This window comes from Mesorhizobium sp. B2-1-3A (assembly GCF_006442655.1).
Lineage (GTDB): Bacteria > Pseudomonadota > Alphaproteobacteria > Rhizobiales > Rhizobiaceae > Mesorhizobium.
The window spans coordinates 807,162-823,239 of the sequence record NZ_VFWK01000004.1 but is presented as its reverse complement, the minus strand read 5'-3'; the positions used below and the strand labels follow the sequence as shown (position 1 = coordinate 823,239).

The following is a 16,078-nucleotide window of genomic DNA, read 5'->3' as shown; positions in this document are numbered from 1 at the left end:
GAATTCTGCTCTGCTGCACCCTCGATGGAGGTCACGGAATGGATCCCAGGGTCTCCGCGACGCCGCTACGCGGCTGCTTCGCCCGGGGATGACGAAATCGGGAGCCTCGGCCTAGCTCCTTGCTTCCGAGACAATCCGATCCATCGGAATGTCGTGCGGCTGCGGATAGATGGTCGCGATGCGCTGCAGTTCGTAGCCGACGCCGATGACCAGCGGCTTGAACGGCATGGCGGCCAGCGTGCGGTCGAAGAAGCCGCCGCCATAGCCCAGTCGATAGTTTGCCGGATCGATGCCGACGATCGGCGAGATGACGATGTCCGGCAGGACCGGATCGCCCTCGGCCGGGATCGGGATGTTCCAGACGCCTTTTTCCAGCCGGTCGCCCGGTTTGTAGGCGCGGAAGATCAGCGGTTGCGCTTTCTCCACGACGATGGGCAGTGCTGTGCGGCCGCCTCGTTCATTGATCGCCGCCATCCACGGCCGCAGGTCCGGTTCGCCGCGAAACGGCCAATAGAGGCTGACCATGCGGCCGGCGATATCGCCGATGATCGCGTCGAGCCCTTCGGCGATGCGCTGAGACATTGCCGTTCGCGCGTCGGCCGAAACTGCGAGCCGCGCTGCAATCAGCCGTTCGCGCTCGGCCTTGCGCCAACGTCTCACATCGGTCCAGTCGGACAGCGGCGCCTGGAATGCCGGATCGAGTTCATGCATGAAGCAGGGCGGCGAGGCATATTGCGCCGGACCCTGGTCGTCATGATCGTTAGCCATGCGTCACCTCATCGCGTGTTCGATGACACTATACCTCGCGACACGATACATCTTGTGTATTCACGACATTGGACGACGAGTCCCGGGCACCGCCCTTCTGTTGCTGCAATGCACAAAAATACCTACATCTAGCGCAGGCGATCTTGCCGTCAGGGGTGAACGAGATGACCGGACCCAGCCACCATGTCGTCGTTGTCGGCGCGGGTTTCGGCGGCCTCGAATTCACCCGTGCGCTTGCCGGCGCACCGGTGCGCATCACCATGATCGACAAACGCAACCATCATCTTTTTCAACCGCTGCTCTACCAGGTTGCCACGACCGCGCTGGCAACCTCCGAGGTTGCGTGGCCGATCCGCCATCTTCTGCGCAAGCGCAAGGACGTGACGACGCTGCTGGCCAATGTCACTGGCGTCGACCGTGCCGGCAGACGCGTGCTGCTTGATGACGGCAGCGCGGTCGCCTACGACACGCTGGTGCTGGCCACCGGCGCGCGACATGCCTATTTCGGCCATGACGAATGGGAGCCTTTTGCGCCGGGTTTGAAGACGCTGGAGGACGCCACCACCATTCGGCGGCGCATTCTCCTGGCCTTCGAGCAGGCCGAGCGCGAAACCGATCCCGCCAAGCTCCAGGCGCTGCTGACGATTGCCATCGTCGGTGGGGGACCGACCGGCGTGGAACTGGCCGGGACCATCGCCGAACTGGCGCACGAGACGCTGCGTGGCGAATTCCGCAATATCGATACGCGGCAAACGCGCGTGGTGCTGATCGAGGCCGGCGACCGCATCCTTGCCAATTTCGCGCCGAAACTCTCCGGTTACGCCAGCAAGGCGTTGGAACGTCTTGGCGTGACGGTTGAGCTCGGCCGTGCCGTCACGCGCTGCGACGCCGAGGGTGTTGTGTTTGGCGACAAGCAATTGGCAGCCCGGACGATCCTGTGGGCGGCCGGCGTTGCCGCCTCACCCGCCGCCGAATGGTTGGGCGCGAAGGCGGACCGCGCGGGCAGGGTGCTCGTCGAGCCTGACCTCAGCGTGCCCGGCAGCCCGGAAATTTTTGTCATTGGCGATGCCGCCCTTGTGCTGAAGCCAGATGGACGGCCGGTACCTGGCGTGGCGCCGTCCGCCAAGCAGGAGGGCCGACATGTCGCGGCTACCATCAAGGCCAGACTTGGCGGCGATACGACGGCACGTCCTTTCCACTACAAGCACGCCGGCGATCTGGCGACGATCGGCAAACGCGCGGCCGCGATCGATTTCGGCTGGATCAAGCTCACGGGCTGGCTCGCTTGGTGGCTGTGGGGCATTGCGCACATCTATTTCCTGATCGGTTTTCGCAACCGGCTTGCGGTTTCCCTGAGCTGGCTATGGATCTACGTCACAGGCCAGCGCAGCGCCCGGCTGATCACCCAGGGCGACGACGACAAGACCTGACTTTCCTTCACTGTTCCATTCATCCGCGCGTCATCTCCAGCTGATGGACTGATGTCCGCATGCGCGCGACTTCTTGAGTGGACTCGAGCCTATTTCGGCGCGAAGTTCCGCTCTAGGGCAGGGCGTCAGCTAGTCGAATAGGAGAAAACATGTCGCAACTGCTCCACCCCGTCTCCCGCCGCGGTTTTCTCGCCGGCGCCGCAGCCTCAGGGGCGCTGATCGTGCTTCATCCCTTCTCCGCCCGCGCTCAAGCTAACCAGGCACATCTTCGGATCATGGAAACCACCGACATCCATGTGAACGTGCTGCCCTATGATTATTACGCCGACAAAGCCAACGACACGATGGGCCTGTCGCGCACTGCGTCCCTGATCGACGCGGTGCGCAAGGAAGCCGTCAACTCGATGCTGATCGACAATGGCGACCTGCTGCAGGGCAACCCGATGGGCGACTATATCGCCTACGAGAAAGGCCTCAAGGACGGCGACCTGCATCCGATCATGAAAGGCATGAACCTGCTCGGCTACGAATGCTCGACGCTCGGCAACCACGAGTTCAATTACGGCCTGTCCTTCCTGGACAAGGTGCTGGCCGGCGCCAATTTTCCCTTCGTCTGCGCCAATCTGATCCGCGGCACCGAGCTTGCCGCAAACCCGCGTGACGACAAGCTCTACCTCAAGCCCTATGTGATCCTCGACAACAAGATCAAGGACGGTTCGGGCGCCGAACAGCCGATCAGGATCGGCATTATCGGTTTCGTGCCGCCGCAGATCATGGTCTGGGACCTCAAGAATCTCGAAGGCAACGTCAAGACGCGCGACATCGTCGAGGCGGCCAAGGCCTGGGTGCCGCAGATGAAGGAAGAGGGCGCCGACATCGTCATCGCGCTCTCGCATTCCGGCATCGATGTGAAGCAGGGCGACATGATGGAGAACGCCTCCTTCTTCGTCGCCGGCGTCGATGGCGTCGATGCCGTGTTCACCGGTCACCAGCATCTGGTGTTCCCCGGCAAGAAGGATTTCCAGTCGCTCGAAGGCGTCGACACGCAAAAAGGCACCTTGCAGGGCAAGCCGGCCGTGATGGGCGGTTTCTGGGGCTCGCATATGGGTCTGATCGACCTGATGCTGGAGCGTGACGGATCGAAATGGAAGGTCGTGTCCGCGACCTCCGAGGCGCGGCCGATCTTCGAGCGCGTCGACAACAAGAACAAGCCGACTGTCCCCGACGACAAGCGCATCATCGCCGCCCTCGAGCAGGATCATCAGGCGACCCTGGCCTATGTGCGCCGTCCGGTCGGCAAGACCTCCGCGCCGCTCTATTCCTATTTCGCGCTGGTCGCCGACGATCCCTCGGTGCAGGTCGTCAGCCAGGCGCAGACCTGGTACTTGAAGGACATTCTCAAGAGCACGCAGTGGAAAGATGTGCCGCTGCTGTCGGCCGCCGCTCCCTTCAAGGCAGGCGGGCGCAACGGCGCCGACTACTACACCGACGTGCCGGCCGGTGACATCGCCATCAAGAATGTCGCCGACCTCTACCTCTACCCCAACACCGTGCGCGCCGTCGAAATCACCGGCGCCCAGGTCAAGGAATGGCTGGAAATGTCGGCCGGCATCTTCAACAGGATCGAGGCAGGGAAGCCCGACCAGACGCTCATCAACACCGATTTCCCGTCCTACAATTTCGACGTCATCGATGGCGTCTCCTACAAGATCGATCTGTCGCAGCCGCCGAAATATGATGCCAAGGGCGGCGTGGCGAATGCCGGCGCCAATCGCATCGTCGACTTGATGTTCGACGGAAAACCAATTGATCCCAATCAGAAATTCGTCGTCGCGACCAACAACTACCGTGCCGGCGGCGGCGGCAATTTTCCTGACATCAATGCCTCCAAGATCATCTACGAGGCGCCAGACACCAACCGCGACGTCATCGTTCGCTACATTGTGAGCCAGGGCACGATCAACCCGTCGGCCGACGGCAACTGGTCGTTCGCGTCGCTGCCGGGAACCAGCGTCGTGTTCGAGACAGGCGTCAAGGCAAAGGACTTCATCGCCGATGTGAAGTCGCTGAACATCGAACCGGCGGGCGAGGGCGAATCCGGTTTTGCGAAATACCGCATCCTGCTTTGATCCGGTGCTCTGAAACGGTTCGGCGGTTCACGGAAAAGCCGAACCGCTCCATCTCCTCGATTGAAGGTAATTCCGGATCGTTTTCACCGGTTCCGGAATTGGCCTTGTTTCCAGGGGTTGCCCCGGCTGGTGCGCATAGCGCGGCCCTCAGTTTTCGGGCGTCAGCGGCAGTGCCGTCGCGGGGGCTTGCGGGCTGACTGGCTGCGTCGGCTCGAGCGACGTGCCAGTCGGGTCGCTGGGCACGGTCAAGGGCGTCATCCCGGCCGGAGCATGCACCTCGTGGATGGTCGAGGTCGGTGTGTTGTCGATGAGATCGCCGGCACCAGGCCTTATGGTTGGGCTGATGCTGACGCCCAGCGGATCGTTCATGACGGTCGGTGGGGTTATGCGCCGTGCATCGGCAGCGGATGCGGCGGCAAGCAGGATGGCAATGGCGGTAAGTGTTCGCTTCATGGAAGCCTCCTATGGTCAGAGGCGCTCGGCGTAATCTTGGCGCGGGGCGTCGGATGCTGACAACGGCCGACGCGCGATCGCGGTTTCATCACGTCGCATCAAGACGCCGCGATTGGCGCTTTGGCCTAACCTCGTAAGTTCGACAATGCGGGGATGCTCACCAAAGGCCGGCCCACTGGCATATCGACCTAGGCCTTGTAGACCACCTGGCGCACGTCGATGTAGCTGGCGCGGAAACCGGCTTCGCAATAGTGCAGGTAGAACTCCCACAGCTTCTTGAAGCGATCGTCGAAGCCGAGCGGCACGATCTTCTCCCATGACGCCCAGAAGCGATGCCGCCATTCGGCGAGCGTGCGCGCATAGTCGTCGGGGAAAACGCGCTCACGCAGATGCGCAAGGCCATGATCCTTGCCGAGCGCCTTCAGGATCGACGGTGTCGGCAGCATGCCGCCGGGAAATACGTAGCGCTGGATGAAATCCGGCCTGGCGCGATAGGTGTCGTAAGCGGCTTCGTTGATGGTGATGATCTGCAGACCCGCGGTGCCGCCGGGCTTCAGGCAGGCTTTCATCTTCGAGAAGAACACCGGCCAGTATTTCTCGCCGACCGCCTCGAACATCTCGATAGACGCGATGCGGTCGTAAGTTCCTGTCTCGTCGCGGTAATCCTGCAGCTTGATGTCGACCTTGTCGGCAAGCCCGGCCTTGGCCATGCGTGCCTTGGCGAAGTCGTGCTGTTCGCGGCTGATTGTCAGTCCCGTAACGCGGCAGCCGATTTCGCGTGCCGCGAATTCGGCAAAGCCGCCCCAGCCGCAGCCGATTTCCAGCACATGATCTCTTCCGCCGATACCCGTATCCCTGGCCAGTGCCCGATATTTGGCGGCCTGGGCGCTTTCAAGATCATTGGCGCCGTTGGCGTAGAGCGCCGAGGAATAGGTCATGCTCGGGTCGAGCCACTCCTTGTAGAAGGCGTTGCCGAGATCGTAATGCGCCGAGATATTGCGCTTTGAACCGGTGTGCGTGTTCTCGTTGAACCAGTGGCGGATGCGCTGGACGGTGTTGATGAGCCAGCTGGCGCCGCCGGCGACGCGTTCGCCGATCACCGAGTTGACCACGAACAGTTCCAGGAAACTGGTCACGTCAGGGCTTTCCCAATCGCCGTCCATATAGGATTCGGCAACGCCGATCGTGCCGCCGGAAAAGGCGCGGCCTGGCAGGCGCCAGTTCTTCAGCACCAGTTCGGCATCGGGGCCGGGCGCCTTGCCGCCAACCAGAACGGCGCGGCCGTCCGGCATCCTGACCTTGAGAGAACCGCGCGGCAGGTTCATCGCCGCCGACAGCACCATGCGCGCCTTGGCAGGCAGGCCCTTGACGATCTCGGCGAAGTTGAACTCGTCGAGCCTGACCGCTTCGCTCAGCGCCGCGCCGTGATGTTCCCCATGTGCCATTTCACGCCCCTGGATTTCCGTGGTTCCGGCGCAAATTGCCGAGCCACGATTCTCTTGGATCATTCGCCAGGTTCGAACACCCTTGCCTGGCCCGGTAGCTCATGGGTTCGGCGCGAGGCGGGCTCGAACGAAAGCGCGCGCCTGTTAGCCAAAGCTTCAGCGCTTCCCAGCGAATGCCTGTCACAATCTTCCACGTCATGAGGGGGAACTTCAAGAGGCAGGCCATTGGCTGGGCTGTGCCACGTGGCGATTGGTGTCTGCGCCCTGCGTCGAGTTGCGGCTTCCCGAACCCAAAAACGTCTATGACCGCCGCCGCGCCTGTGCGATAGCTTTAGCCATGCGTTACGTAATCGTCATTGCCGCCGTCGCCTTCTTCCTGATCTGGGATGGCCTGTACAATCAGGGCCGGTATCTCGACATGTCGGTCAGGGAACTCTCCCATATCGTTCGTTACGTCACCGGCAAGGCCTGAACAGCCCCTCCCGACCTGGACGTCCCTTCCGAAGATCGCAGGCGTTGGTCACCGCGAGATGAGGTCCGGCACCATGCGGGCGCGTCGCAAGGACGCGTGGCGCCATGAACGGTTGACGCGAGGGGACCGCCGTCACTAAAGACCCCTGCATTCAGATCGAGGAGGCGGAATTGATCCGGCATATCGTTTTCTTCAGCGCCAGGCGCAAGGAGGATGTGGAGGCAGTGCGCAGCGGGCTTTTGGCGCTCGGCAACATTCCTCATTCCAGCCTCTTCGAGGTCACTTTGAACACCAAGGTCGACCCGCTGTCGGATGAAGTCGATGTCGTCGTCTACGCTGAGTTCGCCGATGACGCGGCGCTGGCCGCTTACAAGGCGCATCCGCTCTATGCGCAGACCACCAGCAAGGTCAAACCCTTGCGCGAACTGCGCTATTCCGCCGATGTCGTGGCCGGCAGCTGATCAAGCGCCTGTGGCAGCTGATCCAGCGCCTGTTCCGGCAGGTGCCGTTGTCGACGCCCCATCAGATAGCCCAAGGCGCGCTCTTCGAAGGTGAATCGCGAAGGCGGGACAATCGTCGAAGGCGCGGATCGGAGCATCTCCCGCGCGGGGGATGCCGCGGCGTCAAATCCTGCTGCGGCGGATGAGAAGAACCTTGAACCGTTTTGCGGAATGATGCACATCGCGCCTGCATGACCCGAACAACAGCAGCCGGCATTCATCCGCTCGATCATCTGGTGCTGCCGACGCAGAACCTCGATGTGGCGCGAGCCCGGCTCACTTCGCTCGGCTTCGTCGTCGCCCCGACCGGCATCCATCCCTTTGGAACGGAAAACTGCTGCGTTTTCCTCGCCGACGGCACCTATCTGGAGCCGCTCGCGATTGGCAGCGAACAGGCCGCGATCAAGGCCGCCGCCGAGGGCAATGTCTTCGTCGCGCGCGACCGTCTCTACCGCGAAAGCCGCGGCGATGAGGGATTTTCCGCTGTGGTGCTGGGAACCGACAATGCCGAAGCCGACCATGTGCGCTATGTCGAGGCCGGCCTGTCGGCGGGAGGCACACTGAGCTTTTCACGCGCTTTCACCGATACATCAGGCAAGAGCGACGTGGCGTCATTCAAGCTGGCCTTCGCCTCGGCCAATGACACAACCGATGCGTTCCTTTTTGCCTGCCAGCGCATCAATGCGCCTGATGTGGACCGCGCGGCCTTGCAGGTTCACACCAATGGCGCGACAGGCATTGTGGAAGTGGTGGCGATCAGCGACCATCCAGCCGAACAGTCTCGGCTGATTTCCGTGGCGATGGGGAATGCCGCTGCCGGCGTGCAGGGCTCAGCGTTTCATTTGCCAAATGCAACGCTGAGCGTGCTCGATCCCGTGTCTTTCGCCGCGCGCTTCGGGGTTTCGGCCGGTTCACCCACCAAGCTCCGCTTCGCCGCGATCGTCTTCGCGGTGCGCAGCGCCGATGCCACATCGAGCCTGCTTGCAGCCAATGCCATCCAGCACGATATAGCGGGCACTGACATTGTCGTGCAGCCCGCATCCGGACAGGGCGCGGCTTTCATTTTCCGGGAGATCCAATGAGCAAGCCCAATTCGACGACGCCCAATTCGTCGGTAACGGTCGGCAATGTCGTCTTCGACAACAATGCGGCCTTGGCGCTGATCGCGGGCCCGTGTCAGTTCGAATCGCGCCAGCATGCCTTCGACATGGCCGGCGCGCTGAAGGAACTGACCGGCAGGCTCGGCATCGGCCTCGTCTACAAGACAAGTTACGACAAGGCCAACCGCACCTCGCTGTCGGCGACGCGCGGCGCCGGCATGGATGCCGCGCTTCCCGTCTTCGACGAGCTGCGCAAGGCGTTTTCGCTTCCCGTGCTGACCGATGTCCACACCGAGGAGCAGTGCGCGATCGTCGCTCCGCATGTCGATGTGCTGCAGATACCTGCCTTCCTGTCGCGTCAGACCGACATGCTGGTCGCCGCGGCAAGGACCGGCAAGGTCATCAACGTCAAGAAGGGGCAATTCCTCGCGCCTTGGGACATGAAGAACGTGGTCGCCAAGATCACAGGTTCCGGCAACGCCAATGTCCTGACTACCGAGCGCGGCGCGTCCTTCGGCTACAACACGCTGGTATCCGACATGCGTGCCCTGCCGATCATGGCTGAAATCGGCGCTCCGGTGATTTTCGATGCCACGCACTCGGTCCAGCAGCCGGGCGGGCAGGGCGGTTCGTCTGGCGGTGAGCGTCGCTTTGTCGAAACCCTGGCTCGCGCGGCCGTTGCCGTCGGCGTTGCCGGCGTCTTCATCGAGACCCATCAGGATCCCGACAATTCGACCTCTTCCGACGGGCCGAACATGGTGCCGCTGAAGGACATGCCGGCGCTTCTCGAAAGGCTGATGGCCTTCGACCGGATAGCCAAGGGCCGCTGAGCGGGCGCTTCCTGCCGGCGCTTGTGGTGGACAGGGGCCGGTTGTACGCTTGGCCGGCAAATGAGCGTCTTGGCAGGAGGAAAGCCATGTCTGTTGCCCGCGTCACCGAAATTACCTCGTCATCGAAGAAGAGTTTTCAGGACGCCATCGAGAAGGGAATTGCCCGCGCGTCGAAAACCCTGAAGAACGTGGAAGGCGCCTGGATCCAGGATCAGAAGATCGTCGTCGAGGACGGCAAGATTTCGGCCTACCGCGTCAACATGAAGGTGACTTTCATTCTCGCGGAGTGACTGTCCGACGCTTAAAAAGTCGGGAACTTTCGCCCGTCCGCCTCATTGTCAAAGCAGTGTTCAACGACAATGAGGAGCAGACCATGACAACCCAGACAGGCCACACCGAAGCCATCGCCGCTTCGCGAGTTATCGGTACATCCGTCTACAACACCGAAGGCAAGAGCATCGGCAGCATCGAGGACATCATGCTCGACAAGACGTCGAACGGCATCATGTTCGCGGTGATCGGCTTTGGCGGTTTTCTCGGCATCGGCGAGAAGTACCACGCCGTTCCCTGGGCGAGTCTCGACTATGATGAAGACAAGGGCGGCTACGTCGTGCCCTTCTCGAAGGAACAGCTGAAGGCGGCGCCCGCCTATTCGATCAATGAACTGGCCGGCGCGGACGGTGAAAGCGCGCGTGATGCGTCCTATGAGTATTACAAGGTCACGCCCTACTGGCATTGACCCCACAGGCAAAAAGGGCCCCGTTTCGACGGGGCCCTTTTTGATTCAGCACCAACCTCATTCACTGATGCTCAAGGCCGGCAAGGTAACATTGGCCTTTGGCGGCGACTGCTGATTGTCGCATGATGTCAGCAAGGCGACCGCGATCAGAAACAAACTGACAATACCGCTCAACTCGGACATGGCGAAACTCCTCCTGTTTCGCCCCGCGCGACAATAGCCATAACCCGAAATCGATGTCCGGGCGCATGACTTATGATGACAGAAATTTGCGCTTCGTGAATCGGGCCGGCGGCACTATTCGGCCATGGCCGGATTGCCTTTTGCGTCGCTTTGGCTAAGACGGGCGCGACCTTTCGTCAGATCAATCGGGGACATCGCAATGACCGCCATCATCGACATTGTCGGACGTGAAATCCTGGACAGCCGTGGAAACCCGACCGTCGAGGTCGATGTTGTACTCGAAGACGGTTCGATGGGCCGCGCAGCGGTGCCGTCAGGCGCCTCGACCGGCGCCCATGAGGCCGTCGAGCTTCGCGACGGCGGTGCCCGCTATCTCGGCAAGGGCGTGCTGAAGGCCGTGGAGGCGGTCAACGGCGAATTGTTCGAGGCGATCGGCGGCATGGAAGCCGAAAACCAGATCCACATCGACCAGACGATGATCGAACTCGACGGCACGCCCAACAAAAGCCGGCTCGGTGCCAACGCCATTCTGGGCGTTTCGCTGGCGGTGGCCAAGGCCGCGGCCGATGCCGCCGGCCTGCCGCTCTACCGCTATGTCGGCGGCACCAAGGCGCATATCCTGCCTGTGCCGATGATGAACATCATCAATGGCGGCGCGCATGCCGACAACCCGATCGATTTCCAGGAATTCATGATCCTGCCGGTCGGCGCGCCGACGCTGCGCGAAGGCGTGCGCTGGGGCTCTGAAATCTTCCACACGCTGCGCAAGAAGCTGAAGGATGCCGGCCACAATACCAATGTCGGTGACGAGGGCGGCTTTGCCCCGAACCTGAAGAGCGCGCCGGTGGCGCTCGATTTCATCATGGAATCGATCGAGAAGGCCGGCTTCAAGCCGGGCGAGGAGATCGCGCTCGGCCTCGATTGCGCCGCCACCGAATTCTTCAAGGACGGCAACTACGTCTATGAGGGCGAGAAGAAGACGCGTGACCCCAAGGCGCAGGCCAAGTACCTTGCCAAGCTTGCCGCCGACTATCCGATCATCTCGATCGAGGACGGCTTGGCCGAGGACGATTGGGAAGGCTGGAAGTACCTGACCGACCTGATCGGCAAGAAGACGCAGCTGGTCGGCGACGACCTTTTCGTCACCAACACGGCGCGCCTGCGCGACGGCATCCGCATGGGCGTTGCCAATTCGATCCTGGTCAAGGTCAACCAGATCGGCTCGCTGACCGAAACGCTCGACGCGGTCGAGACCGCCCACAAGGCTGGCTACACCGCAGTCATGTCGCATCGTTCCGGCGAAACCGAGGATTCGACCATCGCCGATCTCGCCGTCGCCACCAATTGCGGGCAGATCAAGACCGGTTCGCTGTCGCGCTCCGACCGCATGGCCAAGTACAACCAGTTGATCCGCATCGAGGAAGAGCTCGGCAAGCAGGCGCGCTACGCCGGCAAGTCGGTGATCAAGGGCTGATCCGAAACCATTGAACTCGGACGTTGAGCGAAGGGCGGGATCATTCCCGCCCTTTTTCATTTCGCTGTCGCCGGGCAGGGCTCCGTAACCGTCCGTTAAGCACAATCGGGTGAAAAAGATCGTGAGCCGCATGAGTTCGCGGCCGCGAGGGAACGGGCGATGTGGACGCGTCAGCATAAGCAGAGAAATACCGGCCGGCTGATCATACCTTCGCTTTGCGTCGTGTTCCTGGCCTATTTCGGCTTCCATGCCTATCACGGCGAATTCGGCATCAATTCGAAATATCAGCTGGAAGCCCAGACGGTTGCGTTGCAGGCGCAGCTCGATGCCGTCAAGGCGCGCCGGGTGGAGCTCGAGCGGCGCGTTCGGCTCATGCATGACGGTACGCTGGAAAAGGACATGCTCGACGAGCAGGCGCGCAGGGCGCTTAATCTGTCCCAGGCTGATGAGATCACCATCATGTTGCCGGCTTCGTCGAAATAACTGTATTTCAGTTAATCACCAATATTTTCAATGATTTTAATCGCTTAGGCGCATGCCAGCTATGCAAATTCGTCATGGCGCAACGCTGTAACGCGTGTTAGCCTTGCATAAATCGGTGGGGAGAGCTGATCTTCCCAGGGCAGATTTCATCCTGCCCTAATGTCCGCAAAGAGACGCCAACAGGGAGTGATGCATGGCCACCGCAGCCAGAAAAGCGCCTGCCAAATCGAAATCCGACGGCAAATCGGGTCTTTCCGCGCCCAAGCCCGCTGAATTCACCAAGGACGAAGAGCTTGCCGCCTATCGGCATATGCTGCTCATCCGCCGCTTCGAGGAAAAGGCCGGCCAGCTCTACGGCATGGGCTTCATCGGCGGCTTCTGCCATCTCTATATCGGCCAGGAAGCGGTCGTCACCGGCATGAAGATGGCGCTGATCGAAGGCGATCAGATGATCACCGCCTATCGCGACCACGGCCACATGCTGGCGATGGAGCTTTCTCCGCGCGGCGTCATGGCCGAACTGACCGGGCGCCGTGGCGGCCTGTCACGGGGCAAGGGCGGCTCCATGCATATGTTCTCCAAGGAGAAGCATTTCTACGGTGGCCACGGCATTGTCGGCGCGCAGGTTTCGCTCGGCACCGGGCTGGCTTTCGCCAACCGCTACCGCGACAACAACAATGTCTCGCTGACCTATTTCGGCGATGGCGCGGCCAACCAGGGCCAGGTCTATGAAAGCTTCAACATGGCCTCGCTGTGGAAGCTGCCGGTGATCTACATCATCGAGAACAACCGCTACGCCATGGGCACGTCGGTTTCGCGCTCTTCCGCGGAGACGGATTTCTCGCACCGGGGTGCGTCCTTCAAGATTCCAGGTATCCAGGTCGACGGCATGGATGTGCGCGCGGTCAAGGCCGCCGGCGAGCTCGCCACCGAATGGTGCCGTGCCGGCAATGGCCCGCTGATCCTCGAAATGCAGACCTATCGCTATCGCGGCCACTCGATGTCGGATCCGGCGAAATACCGCTCGAAGGAAGAAGTGCAGAAGATGCGCTCCGAGCATGACCCGATCGAGCAGGTCAAGGCGCGGCTGATCGAGAAGAAGTGGGCGACCGAGGACGAATTGAAGACCATCGACAAGGAGGTTCGCGACATCGTCGCCGACGCCGCCGAGTTTGCCCAGAACGATGCGGAGCCGGATCCGTCCGAGCTCTGGACAGATATCGTATTGTAAGGGAGGGCCAGGACATGCCGATCGAAATTCTCATGCCCGCTCTCTCGCCGACCATGGAAGAGGGCAATCTTTCCAAGTGGTTGAAGAACGAGGGCGACAAGGTCGTCGCCGGCGACGTCATCGCCGAGATCGAAACCGACAAGGCGACGATGGAAGTCGAAGCCGTCGATGAAGGCACTCTGGCCAAGATCGTGGTCCCAGCCGGCACCGAAGGCGTCAAGGTAAACGCGGTGATCGCCGTGCTTGCGGTTGAAGGCGAAGACACCGACAAGGCCGGCGAAGGCATCGGCGAAGAGCCTGCCAAGGCTGAAACGGCTGAAACGGCTGCACCGGCGCCAATTGCGGCCAAGAGTGAGGCCGCGGCACCAGTCGCGGCGGCGCCGAAGACCGAGATCGCCGCCGATCCGGATATCCCTGCCGGCACCGAAATGGTCTCGACCACGGTGCGCGAAGCGCTGCGCGATGCCATGGCCGAGGAGATGCGCCGCGACGGCGATGTCTTCGTCATGGGCGAGGAGGTCGCCGAATACCAGGGCGCCTACAAGATCACGCAAGGGTTGCTGCAGGAGTTCGGACCGCGCCGCGTCGTCGACACGCCGATCACCGAGCACGGTTTTGCCGGCGTCGGCGTCGGTGCGGCGATGGCCGGGCTGAAGCCGATCGTCGAGTTCATGACCTTCAACTTCGCCATGCAGGCGATCGACCAGATCATCAATTCGGCCGCCAAGACGCTCTATATGTCGGGCGGCCAGATGGGGGCGCCGATCGTGTTTCGCGGACCGAACGGCGCTGCCGCCCGTGTCGCCGCCCAGCACTCGCAGTGCTACGCCGCCTGGTACAGCCACATTCCGGGCCTGAAGGTGGTGATGCCGTATACGGCCGCCGACGCCAAGGGCTTGCTGAAAGCCGCGATCCGCGACCCCAACCCGATCATCTTCCTTGAGAACGAAATCCTCTACGGCCAGTCCTTCGACGTGCCGAAGCTCGATGATTTCGTGCTGCCGATCGGCAAGGCGCGCATCCACAAGCAAGGCAAGGACGTCACCATCGTCTCGTTCGGCATCGGCATGACCTATGCGGTCAAGGCCGAAGCGGAATTGCGCGGCATGGGAATCGACGCCGAGATCATCGATCTCAGGACCATCCGCCCGCTCGACCTCGACACGATCATCGCCTCGGTCAAGAAGACCAACCGCCTGGTCGTGGTGGAAGAGGGCTTCCCGCAGAACTCGGTCGGCGACCACATCGCCAACCAGGTCTCGCAGCGCGCCTTCGATTTCCTCGACGCGCCGGTCATCACCATTGCCGGCAAGGATGTGCCGATGCCTTATGCGGCCAACCTCGAAAAACTGGCACTGCCGAATGTCGGCGAGGTCATCGAGGCGGTCAAAGCCGTCACGTATCGCTGAACCGGGCGGGAGGTCAAAATGCCAATCAACATCACCATGCCGGCGCTCTCGCCCACGATGGAAGAGGGCAATCTTTCGAAGTGGCTGGTCAAGGAAGGCGACAAGGTTTCGCCAGGCGACGTCATCGCCGAGATCGAGACCGACAAGGCGACGATGGAAGTCGAAGCCGTCGATGAGGGCACGGTCGCCAAGCTCGTCGTCCCCGCAGGCACCGAAGGCGTCAAGGTCAATGCGCTGATCGCCGTCCTCGCGGCCGAAGGCGAGGACGCAGGCGCCGCCGCGAAAAGCGGTGGCGGTGCCGCACCGGCGAAAGCCGAGGCGCCGAAGGCGGATGCCAAGGCTGAAGTACCAAAGGCCGAGGCGCCGAAGGCCGAACCTGCCGCCCCCACGCCCAAGGCTGAGGCGACTCCGGTCGCCAATGGTCATGCGGCTGGCGAGCGCACCTTCGCCTCGCCGCTCGCGCGCCGCATCGCCAAGGAAGCCGGCGTCGATGTGTCTGGTGTGACCGGCACCGGCCCGCATGGGCGGGTGGTGAAGGCCGATGTCGACGCGGCGATTGCCGGTGGCGGTGCCAAGGCGGCGCCCGCGGCCAAGGCTCCGGCCGGCGCGCCGGCTGCTGCTTCCGCTCCTGCCGTGAAGGCGATGTCGGACGACCAGGTGCTGAAGCTGTTCGAGGAGGGTTCCTACGACCTCGTCCCGCACGACAATATGCGCAAGACCATCGCGCGGCGCCTCGTCGAGGCCAAGACCACCATTCCGCATTTCTACCTGACGCTCGACTGCGAGCTCGACGCGCTGCTGGCATTGCGCACGCAGATCAATGCTGCAGCCCCGATGAAGAAGACCGACAAGGGCGAGGCTCCCGCCTACAAGCTGTCGGTCAACGACATGGTCATCAAGGCGATGGCGATGGCGCTGAAGGCGGTGCCGGATGCCAATGCCTCATGGACCGAAACCGCCATGGTCAAGCACAAGCATGCCGATGTCGGCGTCGCCGTCTCGATCCCCGGCGGCCTGATCACGCCGATCATTCGGCATGCCGACGAAAAGTCGCTGTCCACTATCTCCAACGAGATGAAGGATCTGGCGAGCCGTGCGCGCAGCCGCAAGCTGAAGCCGGAAGAGTATCAGGGCGGCACCACGGCGGTGTCGAACCTCGGCATGTTCGGCATCAAGGACTTTGCCGCCGTCATCAACCCGCCGCACGCGACGATCCTGGCGGTGGGTGCCGGCGAGGAGCGGGCCGTGGTCAAGAACGGCGAGATCAGAATAGCCACCGTGATGTCGGTGACGCTGTCGACGGACCATCGTGCCGTCGACGGGGCACTTGGCGCCGAACTGCTGGTCGCCTTCAAACGGTTGATCGAAAACCCGATGGGCATGCTGGTCTAGGCAAGGGGAGAGGCGGTGCGGAAATTCTTCACCAGCCTTT

General features: G+C 62.1%; 18 protein-coding genes. 13 read left to right on the top strand and 5 right to left on the bottom strand.

The annotated features are described in order from the left end of the window. Window positions 1-111: 111 nt before the first annotated feature. Window positions 112-768: a 5-formyltetrahydrofolate cyclo-ligase gene (locus FJ977_RS19865; protein ID WP_140773888.1), complete on the bottom strand. Its 657-nt coding sequence runs from the start codon at window positions 766-768 to the stop codon at window positions 112-114. Window positions 769-932: 164 nt separating this feature from the next. Between FJ977_RS19865 and FJ977_RS19860 the strand changes: the two genes are divergently transcribed. Beyond that, the gene (locus FJ977_RS19860) at window positions 933-2,198 is read left to right on the top strand and encodes an NAD(P)/FAD-dependent oxidoreductase (protein ID WP_140773887.1); all 1,266 of its coding nucleotides are present in this window, start codon (window positions 933-935) and stop codon (window positions 2,196-2,198) included. 149 nt (window positions 2,199-2,347) lie between these two features. Further along, complete coding sequence (locus FJ977_RS19855) at window positions 2,348-4,327, top strand: bifunctional 2',3'-cyclic-nucleotide 2'-phosphodiesterase/3'-nucleotidase (RefSeq protein WP_140773886.1); 1,980 nt, start codon at window positions 2,348-2,350, stop codon at window positions 4,325-4,327. 147 nt (window positions 4,328-4,474) lie between these two features. Here the strand turns inward: FJ977_RS19855 and FJ977_RS19850 are convergent, their stop codons facing one another. The 3 genes from FJ977_RS19850 to FJ977_RS19840 all read right to left on the bottom strand — a co-directional run bounded on the left by FJ977_RS19850 (window position 4,475) and on the right by FJ977_RS19840 (window position 6,529). Further along, window positions 4,475-4,780, bottom strand: coding sequence for a hypothetical protein (locus tag FJ977_RS19850; RefSeq protein WP_140773885.1), 306 nt, complete (start codon window positions 4,778-4,780; stop codon window positions 4,475-4,477). A 188-nt stretch (window positions 4,781-4,968) separates the two neighbouring features. Further along, a complete protein-coding gene (locus FJ977_RS19845; RefSeq protein WP_140773884.1) occupies window positions 4,969-6,225 on the bottom strand; it encodes a cyclopropane-fatty-acyl-phospholipid synthase family protein in 1,257 nt (418 codons plus the stop codon). A gap of 1 nt (window position 6,226) precedes the next feature. Next, window positions 6,227-6,529, bottom strand: a complete 303-nt coding sequence (locus FJ977_RS19840; RefSeq protein ID WP_140773974.1) for a DUF1365 family protein — start codon at window positions 6,527-6,529, stop codon at window positions 6,227-6,229. Window positions 6,530-6,562: 33 nt separating this feature from the next. Between FJ977_RS19840 and FJ977_RS36690 the strand changes: the two genes are divergently transcribed. From FJ977_RS36690 to FJ977_RS19815, 6 genes are all read left to right on the top strand, one after another. Beyond that, the gene (locus tag FJ977_RS36690; protein WP_274534552.1) at window positions 6,563-6,697 is read left to right on the top strand and encodes a hypothetical protein; all 135 of its coding nucleotides are present in this window, start codon (window positions 6,563-6,565) and stop codon (window positions 6,695-6,697) included. Between the two features lie 170 nt (window positions 6,698-6,867). Beyond that, a complete protein-coding gene (locus FJ977_RS19835; RefSeq protein ID WP_140773883.1) occupies window positions 6,868-7,158 on the top strand; it encodes a Dabb family protein in 291 nt (96 codons plus the stop codon). A 230-nt stretch (window positions 7,159-7,388) separates the two neighbouring features. Continuing rightward, entirely contained in the window at window positions 7,389-8,279 is an 891-nt protein-coding gene (locus FJ977_RS19830) for a VOC family protein (RefSeq protein ID WP_140773882.1), read from the top strand. After that, complete coding sequence (kdsA, locus tag FJ977_RS19825; RefSeq protein ID WP_140773881.1) at window positions 8,276-9,127, top strand: 3-deoxy-8-phosphooctulonate synthase; 852 nt, start codon at window positions 8,276-8,278, stop codon at window positions 9,125-9,127. Before FJ977_RS19830 ends, kdsA begins: the two co-directional genes overlap by 4 nt. Window positions 9,128-9,213: 86 nt before the next feature. Continuing rightward, window positions 9,214-9,417, top strand: coding sequence for a dodecin family protein (locus FJ977_RS19820; protein WP_056567944.1), 204 nt, complete (start codon window positions 9,214-9,216; stop codon window positions 9,415-9,417). Window positions 9,418-9,500: 83 nt separating this feature from the next. Then, on the top strand, window positions 9,501-9,866 hold the full coding sequence (locus tag FJ977_RS19815; protein WP_140773880.1) for a PRC-barrel domain-containing protein: 366 nt from the start codon (window positions 9,501-9,503) through the stop codon (window positions 9,864-9,866). A gap of 57 nt (window positions 9,867-9,923) precedes the next feature. Here FJ977_RS19815 and FJ977_RS36685 read toward each other — a convergent pair whose 3' ends face one another. After that, window positions 9,924-10,049: a hypothetical protein gene (locus tag FJ977_RS36685; protein WP_274609132.1), complete on the bottom strand. Its 126-nt coding sequence runs from the start codon at window positions 10,047-10,049 to the stop codon at window positions 9,924-9,926. A 199-nt stretch (window positions 10,050-10,248) separates the two neighbouring features. On the opposite strand from FJ977_RS36685, the gene eno reads away from it, so the two are divergent. From eno to FJ977_RS19790, 5 genes are all read left to right on the top strand, one after another. Continuing rightward, entirely contained in the window at window positions 10,249-11,523 is a 1,275-nt protein-coding gene (gene eno, locus FJ977_RS19810; protein WP_056567941.1) for a phosphopyruvate hydratase, read from the top strand. A 159-nt stretch (window positions 11,524-11,682) separates the two neighbouring features. After that, entirely contained in the window at window positions 11,683-12,006 is a 324-nt protein-coding gene (locus FJ977_RS19805) for a septum formation initiator family protein (protein WP_140773879.1), read from the top strand. A gap of 193 nt (window positions 12,007-12,199) precedes the next feature. Then, a complete protein-coding gene (gene pdhA, locus FJ977_RS19800) occupies window positions 12,200-13,237 on the top strand; it encodes a pyruvate dehydrogenase (acetyl-transferring) E1 component subunit alpha (protein ID WP_056567938.1) in 1,038 nt (345 codons plus the stop codon). A 14-nt stretch (window positions 13,238-13,251) separates the two neighbouring features. After that, window positions 13,252-14,646: a pyruvate dehydrogenase complex E1 component subunit beta gene (locus tag FJ977_RS19795; RefSeq protein ID WP_140773878.1), complete on the top strand. Its 1,395-nt coding sequence runs from the start codon at window positions 13,252-13,254 to the stop codon at window positions 14,644-14,646. An 18-nt stretch (window positions 14,647-14,664) separates the two neighbouring features. Beyond that, a complete protein-coding gene (locus FJ977_RS19790) occupies window positions 14,665-16,038 on the top strand; it encodes a pyruvate dehydrogenase complex dihydrolipoamide acetyltransferase (RefSeq protein WP_140773877.1) in 1,374 nt (457 codons plus the stop codon). The last annotated feature ends 40 nt before the right edge of the window (window positions 16,039-16,078 follow it).

What these genes read in the sequence shown, in the direction of transcription:
- FJ977_RS19855 (WP_140773886.1), top strand. Translation starts at nt 2,348, where the DNA reads ATGTCGCAACTGCTCCACCCCGTCTCCCGCCGCGGTTTTCTCGCCGGC.
- FJ977_RS19830 (WP_140773882.1), top strand. Translation starts at nt 7,389, where the DNA reads ATGACCCGAACAACAGCAGCCGGCATTCATCCGCTCGATCATCTGGTG.
- FJ977_RS19850 (WP_140773885.1), bottom strand. Translation starts at nt 4,780, where the DNA reads ATGAAGCGAACACTTACCGCCATTGCCATCCTGCTTGCCGCCGCATCC.
- pdhA (WP_056567938.1), top strand. Translation starts at nt 12,200, where the DNA reads ATGGCCACCGCAGCCAGAAAAGCGCCTGCCAAATCGAAATCCGACGGC.
- eno (WP_056567941.1), top strand. Translation starts at nt 10,249, where the DNA reads ATGACCGCCATCATCGACATTGTCGGACGTGAAATCCTGGACAGCCGT.
- kdsA (WP_140773881.1), top strand. Translation starts at nt 8,276, where the DNA reads ATGAGCAAGCCCAATTCGACGACGCCCAATTCGTCGGTAACGGTCGGC.
- FJ977_RS19795 (WP_140773878.1), top strand. Translation starts at nt 13,252, where the DNA reads ATGCCGATCGAAATTCTCATGCCCGCTCTCTCGCCGACCATGGAAGAG.
- FJ977_RS19865 (WP_140773888.1), bottom strand. Translation starts at nt 768, where the DNA reads ATGGCTAACGATCATGACGACCAGGGTCCGGCGCAATATGCCTCGCCG.
- FJ977_RS36685 (WP_274609132.1), bottom strand. Translation starts at nt 10,049, where the DNA reads ATGTCCGAGTTGAGCGGTATTGTCAGTTTGTTTCTGATCGCGGTCGCC.
- FJ977_RS19860 (WP_140773887.1), top strand. Translation starts at nt 933, where the DNA reads ATGACCGGACCCAGCCACCATGTCGTCGTTGTCGGCGCGGGTTTCGGC.
- FJ977_RS19845 (WP_140773884.1), bottom strand. Translation starts at nt 6,225, where the DNA reads ATGGCACATGGGGAACATCACGGCGCGGCGCTGAGCGAAGCGGTCAGG.
- FJ977_RS36690 (WP_274534552.1), top strand. Translation starts at nt 6,563, where the DNA reads ATGCGTTACGTAATCGTCATTGCCGCCGTCGCCTTCTTCCTGATCTGG.
- FJ977_RS19815 (WP_140773880.1), top strand. Translation starts at nt 9,501, where the DNA reads ATGACAACCCAGACAGGCCACACCGAAGCCATCGCCGCTTCGCGAGTT.
- FJ977_RS19805 (WP_140773879.1), top strand. Translation starts at nt 11,683, where the DNA reads ATGTGGACGCGTCAGCATAAGCAGAGAAATACCGGCCGGCTGATCATA.
- FJ977_RS19820 (WP_056567944.1), top strand. Translation starts at nt 9,214, where the DNA reads ATGTCTGTTGCCCGCGTCACCGAAATTACCTCGTCATCGAAGAAGAGT.
- FJ977_RS19790 (WP_140773877.1), top strand. Translation starts at nt 14,665, where the DNA reads ATGCCAATCAACATCACCATGCCGGCGCTCTCGCCCACGATGGAAGAG.